This window comes from Paenibacillus sp. F4 (genome assembly GCF_002894905.1).
Lineage (GTDB): Bacteria > Bacillota > Bacilli > Paenibacillales > Paenibacillaceae > Paenibacillus > Paenibacillus polymyxa_B.
The window spans coordinates 20,132-32,463 of the sequence record NZ_POVS01000018.1 but is presented as its reverse complement, the minus strand read 5'-3'; the positions used below and the strand labels follow the sequence as shown (position 1 = coordinate 32,463).

Annotated in this window: 15 protein-coding genes and 1 tRNA gene; 3 read left to right on the top strand and 13 right to left on the bottom strand. The window is 43.6% G+C overall.

What is annotated here, in order from left to right; translation table 11 throughout:
- Window positions 1-12: 12 nt before the first annotated feature.
- The 6 genes from opp4C to rpsF form a co-directional block, all read right to left on the bottom strand.
- Window positions 13-936, bottom strand: coding sequence for an oligopeptide ABC transporter permease (gene opp4C, locus C1T21_RS21770; protein WP_103049713.1), 924 nt, complete (start codon window positions 934-936; stop codon window positions 13-15).
- An 11-nt stretch (window positions 937-947) separates the two neighbouring features.
- Window positions 948-1,910 carry an ABC transporter permease gene (locus C1T21_RS21765; protein WP_061830440.1) on the bottom strand — a complete coding sequence of 321 codons (963 nt, stop codon included), beginning with the start codon at window positions 1,908-1,910 and terminating at the stop codon, window positions 948-950.
- A gap of 68 nt (window positions 1,911-1,978) precedes the next feature.
- On the bottom strand, window positions 1,979-3,718 hold the full coding sequence (locus tag C1T21_RS21760) for an ABC transporter substrate-binding protein (protein WP_103049712.1): 1,740 nt from the start codon (window positions 3,716-3,718) through the stop codon (window positions 1,979-1,981).
- Between the two features lie 525 nt (window positions 3,719-4,243).
- The gene (gene rpsR / locus C1T21_RS21755) at window positions 4,244-4,516 is read right to left on the bottom strand and encodes a 30S ribosomal protein S18 (protein ID WP_013312800.1); all 273 of its coding nucleotides are present in this window, start codon (window positions 4,514-4,516) and stop codon (window positions 4,244-4,246) included.
- Window positions 4,517-4,537: 21 nt separating this feature from the next.
- Entirely contained in the window at window positions 4,538-5,029 is a 492-nt protein-coding gene (gene ssb, locus C1T21_RS21750) for a single-stranded DNA-binding protein (protein ID WP_013312801.1), read from the bottom strand.
- 49 nt (window positions 5,030-5,078) lie between these two features.
- Entirely contained in the window at window positions 5,079-5,363 is a 285-nt protein-coding gene (rpsF, locus tag C1T21_RS21745) for a 30S ribosomal protein S6 (RefSeq protein ID WP_013312802.1), read from the bottom strand.
- 318 nt (window positions 5,364-5,681) lie between these two features.
- Here rpsF and C1T21_RS21740 point away from each other — a divergent pair, with 318 nt between their 5' ends.
- Together C1T21_RS21740 and C1T21_RS21735 are read left to right on the top strand one after the other, a co-directional pair.
- On the top strand, window positions 5,682-5,876 hold the full coding sequence (locus C1T21_RS21740) for a YjzC family protein (protein WP_013312803.1): 195 nt from the start codon (window positions 5,682-5,684) through the stop codon (window positions 5,874-5,876).
- 366 nt (window positions 5,877-6,242) lie between these two features.
- On the top strand, window positions 6,243-6,560 hold the full coding sequence (locus C1T21_RS21735) for a hypothetical protein (RefSeq protein WP_013312804.1): 318 nt from the start codon (window positions 6,243-6,245) through the stop codon (window positions 6,558-6,560).
- A gap of 256 nt (window positions 6,561-6,816) precedes the next feature.
- On the opposite strand, the gene C1T21_RS21730 is transcribed toward C1T21_RS21735, so the two are convergent.
- The 3 genes from C1T21_RS21730 to C1T21_RS21720 all read right to left on the bottom strand — a co-directional run bounded on the left by C1T21_RS21730 (window position 6,817) and on the right by C1T21_RS21720 (window position 8,149).
- A tRNA-Ser gene (locus C1T21_RS21730) sits at window positions 6,817-6,907 on the bottom strand.
- A gap of 77 nt (window positions 6,908-6,984) precedes the next feature.
- On the bottom strand, window positions 6,985-7,209 hold the full coding sequence (locus C1T21_RS21725; protein ID WP_103049711.1) for a DUF951 domain-containing protein: 225 nt from the start codon (window positions 7,207-7,209) through the stop codon (window positions 6,985-6,987).
- Window positions 7,199-8,149, bottom strand: coding sequence for a mechanosensitive ion channel family protein (locus C1T21_RS21720; protein ID WP_103049710.1), 951 nt, complete (start codon window positions 8,147-8,149; stop codon window positions 7,199-7,201). The genes C1T21_RS21725 and C1T21_RS21720 overlap by 11 nt, the downstream gene beginning before the upstream one ends.
- 251 nt (window positions 8,150-8,400) lie before the next feature.
- Here C1T21_RS21720 and yyaC point away from each other — a divergent pair, with 251 nt between their 5' ends.
- The gene (gene yyaC / locus C1T21_RS21715; protein ID WP_103049709.1) at window positions 8,401-9,006 is read left to right on the top strand and encodes a spore protease YyaC; all 606 of its coding nucleotides are present in this window, start codon (window positions 8,401-8,403) and stop codon (window positions 9,004-9,006) included.
- Here the strand turns inward: yyaC and C1T21_RS21710 are convergent.
- The 4 genes from C1T21_RS21710 to noc form a co-directional block, all read right to left on the bottom strand.
- On the bottom strand, window positions 8,960-9,481 hold the full coding sequence (locus C1T21_RS21710; RefSeq protein ID WP_103049708.1) for a DUF4446 family protein: 522 nt from the start codon (window positions 9,479-9,481) through the stop codon (window positions 8,960-8,962). The genes yyaC and C1T21_RS21710 overlap by 47 nt on opposite strands.
- A 198-nt stretch (window positions 9,482-9,679) precedes the next feature.
- Window positions 9,680-10,522, bottom strand: coding sequence for a ParB/RepB/Spo0J family partition protein (locus C1T21_RS21705; protein WP_013312809.1), 843 nt, complete (start codon window positions 10,520-10,522; stop codon window positions 9,680-9,682).
- Window positions 10,515-11,276 (bottom strand): ParA family protein, encoded by a 762-nt coding sequence (locus tag C1T21_RS21700; RefSeq protein ID WP_013312810.1) that lies wholly within the window; start codon window positions 11,274-11,276, stop codon window positions 10,515-10,517. The genes C1T21_RS21705 and C1T21_RS21700 overlap by 8 nt, the downstream gene beginning before the upstream one ends.
- Before the next feature lie 186 nt (window positions 11,277-11,462).
- Window positions 11,463-12,281, bottom strand: coding sequence for a nucleoid occlusion protein (gene noc, locus C1T21_RS21695; RefSeq protein ID WP_013312811.1), 819 nt, complete (start codon window positions 12,279-12,281; stop codon window positions 11,463-11,465).
- Between the last annotated feature and the right edge of the window lie 51 nt (window positions 12,282-12,332).

Sequence of the window (12,332 nt, the reverse complement as noted above, 5' to 3'; positions counted from 1 at the left end):
AACGTTCGTCTCCTACTTCTTCATTTTAGGGTCCAGCGCGTCACGCAAACCGTCGCCAATCAGGTTAATCGCTACAACTGTAATGAGAATACACATTCCCGGTGGGACCCATATCCAAGGCCGTTTGCGGAAGTCAATTAGGTTATTCGCAGCCGATATCATGTTCCCCCACGAAGGTGTGGGCGGCACAACGCCGATTCCCAAGTAACTGAGCGCAGATTCTGTAATAATCGCACCCGCTACTCCAAGCGTAGCCGTGACAATAATGGTAGGAATCGTGTTCGGCAGCAAATGTCGGAATATTTTGCGGCGGTCTCTCAAGCCTAGCGCTTCCGTCGCTTGCATGAACTCCTGTTCACGCAGCGTAAGAATCTGCCCCCTGACCAGACGGGACAAGCTAGTCCAGCTCAGGACCCCGATAATGAGCATCAGAAAATAAATGCGATTCGACGGATCGACCTTCAAATCCGACAGAACAGCACCTAAAATAATAAGCAGTGGTAATGTAGGGAGTGCCATGAAAATATCGGCAATCCGCATAATAACCGTATCCACGCCTTTACGATAAAATCCTGCCAGCGCACCCAACGTCGCTCCGATCATGACCGAAATAAACGTAGCGACCAGTCCCACCGTCAAGGAAATACGGCCGGCCAGCATCGTACGCAGCAAAATATCTCTACCAAACTTATCCGTACCAAGCCAGTACTTAGCATTAGGCGATAAATTTTTGTCAGCTAGCTTGTAATCATCTAAATGATAAGGTGAAATCATCGGTCCAAATATACAAATGGTAACCATCAGAATTAATATAACGAGACCAGCCAAAGCCAGACGGTTTTGGTTAAAACGGCGAACGGCGATTCTCCATGGAGACGCTTCAGGACGGATCGCCGCCTTTTGATTCGTTTCAATCGTGACTGTTTCTGCGGACAATAGTATCCCTCCTACTTCAAGCGAATTCTTGGATCTGCCATGCCATACAATACATCAGAGAGCAAATTACCGATAAGCGTAAGTACCGCTAAGAAAATCGTAAAGCCCAACATAAACGGATAATCACGCATACTGATCGACTCCAGATAGACCTGGCCCACACCAGGCCACACAAATACCTTCTCCAGAATCATCGCCCCACCAAATAAGGCCGGAAGCTCGAAGCCGAGTAGTGTGATGGCTGGAATCAGTGCATTGCGCAGTGCGTGCTTGAAAATAACCGTACGCTCCTTCAGGCCTTTGGCGCGTGCGGTACGAATATAATCCTGACGGATGACCTCAAGCATGCCTGTACGGAAATACCGGGTCAGGCTTCCTGTGCTCAGCATCGTAAGTACGAGTGTCGGCAGGAACATATGCTTGAGAACATCCACCATATAAGCCCACGAGCCTGGCTCCATCCCTGCTGTGGTCATGCCCCCAACCGGGAGAATTCCCCACTCCAGGGCAAATATTTTGATGACCAATAGACCAATAAAAAATGAAGGCAGCGACATACATAAGAAAATGAATAATGTGACAAACTTATCGAATAACGAATATTGGAACTTGGCTGAAAATACCCCTGCAATAACCGCAATCAACCAGCTAAAAATAAGACTAAAAAAAGCGATAATAAATGAGTTCCATACATAATTGCCAATGACCTTCGTTACCGGCTGCTTATGCTGTAATGAATCCCCCATATTCCCCTTTAACATATTACCGGCCCATATAAAATAGCGTTGGTATTCCGGTTTATCCAGCCCGTAGATATGTCGTAGCTGCTGCGCCTTTTCGGCCGTCATATTCGGGTTCTGCTTGGCTGTAATATAATCACCCGGCACCATGGCTGAAATCGCAAATACGATAATGGATATGCCAATAAGTGTGGGGATGAGTTGCAGCAGTCTTCGAATAATGTACTGCTTCATATTCATTCCTCCAGACGAATAAAGTGATATGCCCAGCTCGTGAGAGCTGAGCATACGATTGGCAACCCTTATTGAGCGATCTGAGCGTTATGCAGAGTGAACTCAAAATCTTTGTATGGTGTAATTTCCAAGCCGGTTACACGTCCATTAACTGGCCACATATCTCTGCGTTGGTACATAAAAATAGTTGGCAGATCTTTGTTTAGCTCTTGATAGAGCTGTTTGTAAATCTGTTTGCGTTTTTCTTGATCCAGCTCATGCTTACCAGCAAGCGTTAGTTCATCGACCTTCTTATTAGAATAGCCGATATCATTTTGTGCACCATTCGTAATAAAAGTCGTTGTATCCGGGTCTGGAGTTAAGCCCCAAGCCGCGAAGAACATATCAAACTTGCCCGTATCCTTTTTATCCATAATGGCGTTAAAATCTAAAGTTTCGGAAGTCAGCTTGATGCCTAGCTCCTTATAGTTATTGGACATGATCGGCAGTAAGGCCTCTACTACTGGATTATCAGCAGTTGCAGAGAAGTTAATGGTCAGCTTTTCGCCGTCCTTCTCACGGATTCCGTCAGCACCAACCTTCCAGCCTGCCTCATCCAGCAAAGCCTTCGCCTTAGCTGTATCAAATTCATATTTGTTGATACCTTCATCCGTATAAGACCAAGATTCTGTAGATTGTGGAATGTTAATAACATTCGCATATGGACCATACACGCCCTGCACAATCTCCTTACGGTTTAAGCCAATTGTTAGAGCCTGACGTACTTTAGGGTCCTGAAATTTCTTTTCCTTGTGATTAAACGCAATATATCCATAGCCGTTTGTCGGCATAATATTCACGTCCAAGAAGCCCAACGCCTTTAATTCCTCTACATTGTCTTCCGTAACTGTGATGTTATCCATGTCCGTTTCACCTGTTTGCAGCATAGACAGGTTCGTTTCTTCTGTTGTTGTTTTAAAAATAACTGATTTCACCTTTGGTGCGCCCTTAAAGTAGTTTGGATTCGCTTCAAGAACGACTTGTTGACCTGGGGAGAAGCTCTTCAGTACATACTGACCAGAGCCGATCGGCTTATTATTAAGCGCCTTGATGCTGTCAAGGTTACCCTTTTTGAACCCTTTTCCATAATAAGCTTCTGGCATGAAGTATTGCTCACCCAGAAAATCCTTTGTATACGCTGTTGCTTCTGTAACGGTGACCTCTACTGTATTATCATCAATGACCTTGATCCCCGAGATATCATTTGCTTTGCCATCGTGATACTCTTTACCGCCTTTAATCTTAAAAGACAATACATCCGTTTCTCCATCATAATTCGGATCATGCAGCACCTTAAGAACAAAGGCATAATCCTTCACTGTTACTGGGGTACCGTCACTATACTTCACGCCTGGTTTCAGATGGAATGTATATTTTAGACCATCTGGCGATACATCAACCTTGTCAGCCAAGCTATTTTCATATGTACCATCCGCCTTCACCTGTAAGAAGGAATCAAATACTGTTCTGACTACATATAAATCGTAAGTCGTTTGCCAGAATAGCGGGTTAAATACCCCTTTAGGTGATGTCATACCTACTACAATGTTATCTTTCCGATTAGTCGCTCCCGGAGGATTTTGCGACAGATCAGTTGCTTTAATAACGCCCTCCGTAACAGGTGCACTTCCTTCATTTCCCTCTGTTTTTTTGTCCGCATTGCCTTGCTGTGGCTGTGCCTCATTGGCACCTCCGCTACATCCTGCAAACAGAACACCAACGATCGTAAGCATCATAAGCAAAGAAACCCATTTCTTCGTCTGCATCATCCTGTTAATCCCCCTTAGTCGGTTCTTTATTTAACAGCCTGTCTCATTCCTGCGGTGATTCGTTAAAGCTTGAGGTTTGAAAATGAAGTTTGCACATCCTCCTTACTGTCTTAATAGCGTAAACACGTGTTTTAGACCTCTGGTCAATTTTGTGCGTTAACAACCATTACATTTTTATTAAGGTTTATCTTAAGTGTAAAATAATATCACGTCAATATCTTTTTTTATGTAATATAAAAATGCAAAACATCTATTTATGTAAAGTTTATGAATTTCACTTGTGGGAAATGATAAAAAACAGAATTCCATGTAATATAAAATAACATTTCGGAAGGCTAAATTGTTTACTCTGGCGAGTTGAGGAGCTTGCAATTTCACAAGCCATTAAAAGGTATACTATGGTTTATGGGTAAACATGGATTGTATTATTAGTAAGTTACAATAGATGGCACTTGTTGTCAATATAAAAGATCACAAAAAAAGACATTCCCGGGATCGGGAACGTCTTTTTTTTTCCACCCACTACTATTCAGTAGTGTAAGGAAGCAATGCGATTTGACGGGAACGTTTAACAGCGATTGTCAACATACGTTGATATTTCGCGCTTGTTCCAGTCACACGACGAGGAAGAATTTTTCCACGTTCGCTGATGAATTTTTTAAGCAGGTCTGTATCTTTATAGTCAATGTGAGTAATTTTGTTCACAGTGAAGAAACATACTTTACGACGTTTGTTGCGACCACCACGACGAGCTGGTCTTTTGTTATCGTCTCCGCCTTCTCTTTGTCTGAAGCCCATTCTTTGTCAGTCCTTTCCCAATTAAAATGGTAAATCATCATCCGAAATATCGATCGGTTTTCCGTCATCGGAAAAAGGATCCTGATTGTTTCGCGAGTTATTATTCCCGCGTCCACTATTGCTGTTACCGCCTCCGAAAGGAGACTCCTCACGCGCAGCTCCACCGCTATTGCCGCCACCGTTACCGCCATCGCGGTTAGATTCCAAGAAACGCACATTATCAGCTACAATTTCAGTCACGTATACACGTTTTCCTTCATTGTTCTCATAATTACGCACCTGAACACGGCCTTCAACAGCCGTTAAACGACCTTTGCGAAGATAGTTAGCGCATGTTTCAGCAAGCTGACGCCAGGTTACGATCGGCAAGAAATCCGCTTCCCGTTCACCGCCTTGACTCGTAAACGGACGGTCTACAGCCAGGGTGAACTGGGTTACTGCTACACCAGACGGTGTATAGCGCAGCTCTGGATCTTTGGTCAAACGACCGATCAGAATGACACGGTTCAACAATCCAATCCCCTCCTTTGAGCGTTGTTCATTACATAATCACGTACAATAATTAAGCTACGTCGTTCGTAATGAGATAACGAATTACTTCGTCAGAAATTTTCATGATACGCTCAAGCTCAGTAACAACAGCAGGTTCTGCTGTGAAGTTTACCAGAACGAAAGAACCATCACGGAATTTCTTGATCTCATACGCAAGACGGCGTTTAGTTACATCGTGACTCGTAATTTCGCCACCGCCGTTAGAGATGATACCTTGGAATTTATCGACTGTCGCTTGAACAGCTTCTTGTTCAATGTCAGGACGAATAATATACATCGCTTCATATTTGCGCATTCTTTACACCTCCTTATGGACATAAGGCCCTCAATCTCAGTTGAGAGCAAGGAACGAGCCTAAGCTCGCACTAAAACAGTTTACCAAATCGAGCAACTGAATGCAACCTACAAATTCAATACACAAGCCTAATACGGCTAAATACACTGCATATCATTAGCTGTATACAATTTTATAAAACATCAAAAATTTCGCATATATAAAGGAAATCATTTGATTCACTCAGTATCTGTATACCCGGTTTCGCATGTTTCTGTTCAAGACAGCGCACAATAACCGTTGCAGTTCAAATTCATTTATCTAAGGAGGCACCACCGTATGGGTGAAAAGACGGAGTTCGAACCAGGGGATAAGGTCCCAAACGACGGCGTATACATGGAGGTCGGAGAAAAGAGCTTCCATACTGAAATCCAAAATCCGCAGCAAGTAACGCTGGAAAGAGGCGATTCTTTTCCGGAGACCGCCAACCATAATCGCAAATGGAAGAAAAAAACGAAAGCTCGTGTCCACTAATGTATATTTCCTCGGAATCCTGGCCATATTATGATTAGGCGATACAACAGAGAGGTGTGGTTCCGTTGGACGACGTAGCCGGACAAACTGTTAGGAGATCCATTCCGGGCATTAGAAGCGTTAGGTTTGTGTAAAAGGACACTGTCTTTTCAACACGGTATTGCTTGTCAGTACACCGAGTTTCATGATGTGATTGGACAGATCGTATCCTGTTAAAAATGTATCGCCTACGATGGAGGACCTTTGTGGTCCTCCTTTGTTGCATTATCGGACTTTTTGCATATCCTGGTAAAATGCAGATTAATTCAGCTCCTTCTGCTAGAATATATCCAAGTACAAAGACCTACTATCTACGGAGGTTTAAAGATGAGTTATTCTCGAATATTAAAGTGGATATCAGGTATATTCGAATTGGTGCTTGCCGTACCGATTGTGGGGGGAGCTATTGTCATGGGGACCGGCTACTCGGCTCTGGGATTTATGCTTGTCCTGCACGCAGTAACACTTATTCTGTCGTTACGCAATCAGGAGGCGATCTACGGATCCGTATGGGGAGTACTCACTTCTTTGCTGGCCTGGATACCCTTTGTAGGCTGGGCTCTCCATTTGATTGCAGCGATCCTTCTGATGATCTCTGGCTCAAAAAAAACAAAACGCTATCATTACCCGCCTAACCAGCTATAACAAAAGAGTGCTCCTAACGGCAATAATTTCCCCGCTGTCAGGAGCATTTTTCTGCTATAACGCCTTATTCATCCCCCAATAGATTTGTAATCGTTTCTTCAATATCGTTAAATAAAGGGGTTACCTCTTCTCTCTCATGGTTGTCCCATATCCACAAGAGGTTCACTTTATCATAGTCTTATGATCGTTTATTTCCATATACCAAAAAATCCCTTACGTCACAGACGTAAGAGATTGGTTTATTTAATGAAGTTAGTGGCGGAAAGAGTGGGAGTCGAACCCACGCACGCCTTGCGACGCCTAACTGATTTCGAGTCAGCCCCCTTAGACCTCTTGGGTACCTTTCCGCAGCAAGGATAATTATATCATCATTGCAACTCCGACGCAAGCTGATTCTTGTTCATCACCATTCATTTTTCTTGGCTTAATTCGTCTCCATATTCTGCTCGTCGGCGTTAGCCTTTGAGCGCAACACCTTCTTCATATTCTTTTCGAACTTGGCACGTGGAATTAGCACACTATGCTGGCAACCGACACATTTGATTCGAATATCCATCCCCATGCGGATAATTTCCATTTCATTCGTTCCACACGGATGAGGCTTCTTCATCTGTACAATGTCCCCTAGTTCAAATGACTTACGCTCCACCCTTCTCTCCCCCTTTTCTTCCTTGTTCATCTTCTTTTTCTAGGGTTATCGCCGTCTCCAAGGCGGCCTGACGATGTTCCTCATCCTCTAGGGCCTTCTTGATGTTATTCTGAATATCACGCTCTACCACGGCCCCTGTGTTTGGCATACATTCTGCCACAACACGCACAATATACTCTGAGGTAGTCATGGACTGAACCCCTAACACATCTGGTATATTAAGTATCTGTACATTGGACTCCTCAATGCCTTCGATTGCCTGTTTTACCAGACCAACTGCTTCCTCCAGGCTCCGCTCGGCCTTCATTGGCACATCCACTACTGCCAGTGCGTTGGACATGGAGAAGTTCGTTACCGTTGTAATTGAGCCGTTTGGTAAAATGTACACCTCACCTTTCCAGCTCACCAGTCTGGTTGTACGCAGCCCGATCATTTCCACTGTACCCTTGAAAGTACCTGTCTGAATGACGTCTCCTACGGCAAATTGATCCTCAAAAATAATAAAGAATCCGGTAATTACATCCTTAACCAAGCTCTGTGCCCCAAAACCAACGGCCAATCCAAGCACTCCAGCTCCAGCAATCAGAGGGCCAAGATTAATACCCATTTGAGATAGCACCAGCATAATTAAGATAAAATTAAATACAATATTGGTTACATTTTTCAGTAGTTCCCCAACAGTCGTTAACCGCCTTGTATTCAATCGGAACCTGCCGTTATCTCCTTTTTGTTGCATCGACTTATCTATAATTTTATTAATAACTCGAATAAAGATACGTGTGATGATAAAAATAATCGCTATTTTCAAAATCACAAACAAAAGGGTTGACCACATCGCACTATCAGTAAGCCATTTCCATACAGCATCCTTCCAGTGAATCGCATCTTTCACTACGTCATCCGTACCTACATTACCGGTTAACCAATGTATAAAGGTCATGCTGTACTCCTCCTTAAACAAGGGAACTACTCTTCCTGCTTCCCGAATTCTATTTCCTACTATATAAGCTTATCTACTGACTTCAAACATATGGCTATGAATAATCTACTTCCTTCGAGTATAAAAGCATAAGTTTATCCATATACTAGCTACTATCTTGAGCATAAATGTTACCCGCAGGCTAATTGTTATTCTCCAAGGTACAGCGAGCATAACCCGCACACTCCATTACAGAACGAAAGGAAGATTCCATGACTCATCCATCTGACTTCATTCCGGGGCAAGAACCCCTAAGCTTAAAAATATCACACACAGACCCCGGGATCCAATCAGCCATCATCCATCGTCTGCTGTTCCATCTGCACCAGGCGCCGAGTCTGCAAAATATCGTCATTATTTGCATCGGCACCGACCGTTCCACTGGAGATTGCCTGGGCCCGCTCGTAGGTACGCATTTATCACGTTACAAAAGCCCTCTGTTTAACCTATACGGTACATTAGAGGAGCCTGTACATGCCATGAACCTGCAAACGACGCTGAACGGCATACAAGACCGATATGAACAGCCTTATATCATTGGCATAGATGCATGTCTTGGACAAACCTCCAGTGTTGGATGCATTCAGGTTTCAGAAGGCCCTCTCAAGCCGGGAGCAGGTGTAAATAAAGAATTACCGCCGGTCGGCGATATCCATTTGACTGGTATCGTTAACGTCGGCGGCTTCATGGAATACTTCGTGCTGCAAAATACGAGACTAAATTTGGTAATGAAATTATCAGATATTATTGCTGGCAGCCTATACTCCGCGATTAAGGAGTGGCATTACCGTTCTGTCCTGCTTGCTGCGCAAGAGTAACGGCTTCTTTTTCTTCAGGTGATAAGGAATAGGTGGATTTTCCCGCCTCCAGAGGCTTGGCATACACATATGAACCATCTCGGTTATAAATGCCGGTTAATACCATCCCATCCTGATTGTCGTCTACAATAGCCAGAGAAAAGCTTAAATCGCTTCCTCTCTCACCAAAGGCATTATAGCGTTTAATGCCTATATGTCCCTTCAAGCCAGTCAGTTTGCTGCGTAGTGATTTCATACTTGCACGATGGGTTTCCTGCTCATCCTCAATCGTATCCATCTGTACCTTCAAATCAATCAGCAGCGTTTCCAAATTCTCGACACCGCTGCCTGCCATCATGGTTTCATACTTTCGCCGCATCTTCTTCAGCTTTGCACCCTGCACGATAATAACAATCAACAGGATGAGCAAAATAAGCACGATCCCTGCAACGATTCCGGCAAGCTGTTCCATGATTAGTCCATTCAATTCAGCCATATGCTTGCTTCTACTCCTCTACCTCAAAAATCATGTTACTGCATACTTATATTTTATATGTTTGAGAACAGCGAAACAAATAACACAAGGCTATTAGTTTATCCATCAAAACCATTCTAATTCCTGCAATTCCAGACAAAGCAAAGACATATCTCACTTTCCATTTTGCTCAAGGAGACATGTCCATATTTCAACAAACTACTGTAATAGCTCCAGTAATCTTTCCAAATCCTGCTGGCTGTAATAATTCAATTCAATTTTGCCTTTATCCTTATTGTGCTTGATCTTTACAGTTGTTTTAAAGCGTTCACGCAGGGACTCTTCCATATGGTCAATATAGGGGTCCTTTTTTCGTACCTTTGTTTTGGCTTTCGCCTCACCAGGCTTATGATCCAACTGCTGTACAGCTTCCTCCAGTTCGCGAACACTCCACTGCTGTTCAATACATTGCTGTGCTAACTGTTTCACCATGTCTGGATCTTTGAGCCCAACAATAGCTCTAGCGTGTCCCATAGACAATGTTCCACGTGAAACATGATCTTTAACTTCTTCAGGCAATGCGAGCAAACGAAGGAAATTAGCAATATGAGAACGTGATTTTCCCACTTTCATGGACAACTCTTCCTGAGTTAAAGAAAATTGATCCATTAATCCCTGATAAGCTACTGCCACTTCCATTGCATTCAAATTCTCACGCTGCAAATTCTCAATCAGGGCAATCTCCATCACCTGCTGATCCGTAAAATTGCGAACAACCACAGGTATAGTCGGATTCCCACAAAATTGAGACGCCCGAAACCGCCTTTCCCCGGCTATGATTTCATATCCTCGCAATACACTACGTGCAATAATAGGTTGGATAACACCGTGCTGACGAATGGATTCGGCTAATTCCTTAATGGACTCTTCATCAAACGTTTTTCGAGGCTGGTACGGATTCGCACGCAACTGGCTGAGCGGAATGTCAACAACCTTATCCTCTTCATTGACTGTAAGGGAGGGAATGAGTGCATCAAGTCCTTTTCCCAACCGTTTACTCATAAGATACCACTTCCTTTGCCAACTCAATATATACCTCTGCCCCACGAGAACGGGGATCATACGTAATAATGGACTGGCCATGTGATGGTGCTTCGCTGAGTCTCACATTGCGTGGAATAATCGTCTGATAAACCTTGCTTTGAAAATACTTTTTCACTTCTTCAATCACCTGAATACCCAAGTTCGTGCGGGCATCAAACATGGTTAACAACACACCTTCAATTTGCAATGAGGTGTTCAGATGTTTTTGCACTAATCGCACGGTATTCAACAATTGACTTAATCCTTCCAATGCGTAATATTCACACTGGATTGGAATAATAACTGAATCGGAAGCCGTCAATGAATTAAGCGTCAAAATACCCAGCGATGGCGGGCAATCAATTAATATATAATCATAATTATGCTTAACGAGTTGAAGCGATCTTTTTAATCTCAATTCGCGAGAAATGGTCGGCACCAGTTCAATTTCCGCGCCTGCTAACTGAATGGTTGCCGGAATAATATCCAATCCCTCAACCTGTGTACTCATAATAGCTTCGCTAGGATCAACCTCGTTAATGAGTACATCATAAATGCAATTTGCCACGTCCGCCTTATTGATACCCACACCGCTGGTTGTATTACCTTGCGGGTCGATATCCACGAGCAATACCCTTTTGCCGAGGGAAGCAAGTCCGGCGCCCAAATTAACGGAAGTAGTTGTTTTGCCTACTCCGCCCTTTTGATTGGCTACGGCTATTATTTTTGACACTTCATTCACCTCATAATTTAATCGGAATCCTGCTACACTCCATAACTACAAAACGCTCTATGGAGACGTTACTTAGTCCTTAACTTACGGATAACGGCAATTTCAGAATAGAATTGAGTATGCTGCGGTTTTATTCGGCGTTAGACAGAAAAAGCGGCAATTGCTGCCGCCTGTACGCTTCATCCCTTACTTACGTTTGGGAATTTGAATGACAATCTCATAGTGATCCTCATGATCAGATTCCTTGGTTTTGATATCCAAGCCTGAGCCAGACACCATATCAATGGATTGACGAATCGTATTCAGCGCAAGCCGGACATCCTTGGTAAAGGAAATCCGCTTCGATTTCTTATTGGTGGATACTTGTTTATAAAAGGCAACTCTTGCCTCTGTCTGCTTCACATTGAGTTCCTTGGCAATCACTTCATCTAAAACCTTGTACTGTAGTTCTTCGGTCTCTAATGACAATAATGCACGAGCATGACGCTCGGACACCTTCCGTTCCATTAGAGCCTCTTTCACTCTCTCCGGCAGATGAAGCAGCCGTATCTTGTTAGCAATAGTGGATTGGCTTTTGCCAAGTCGTTGAGCGAGGCTTTCCTGGGTGAGCTGGTGTAGATCAATCAGCTTTTGGTAAGCTACAGCCTCTTCAATCGCAGTTAACCCTTCCCGTTGAAGATTCTCAATCAACGCGATGGATGCAGCTTGTGAATCATTAAACTCACGAACAATGGCTGGAATAGTTTCCATACCCAGCTTGGTGACAGCTCTCCAACGACGTTCCCCTGCTATAATCTCATATTGTCCATTACGGAAACGAACGACAATCGGTTGAATTACACCATGCGTCTTAATGGTCTGGCATAGCTCATCAATCTTCTCGTCGTCAAATATGGTGCGGGGCTGATAAGGACTGCTGACAATATCCCGAACTGGAATTTGTTTTATTTCGTCCCCAGTAGATCGCTCCGTCAAACCAAATAGCTTGGAAAATTGTTCTTTCATTCCGTATAATACCACCTAATTTCATAATAGCACCATACTAACAGCGCTTCG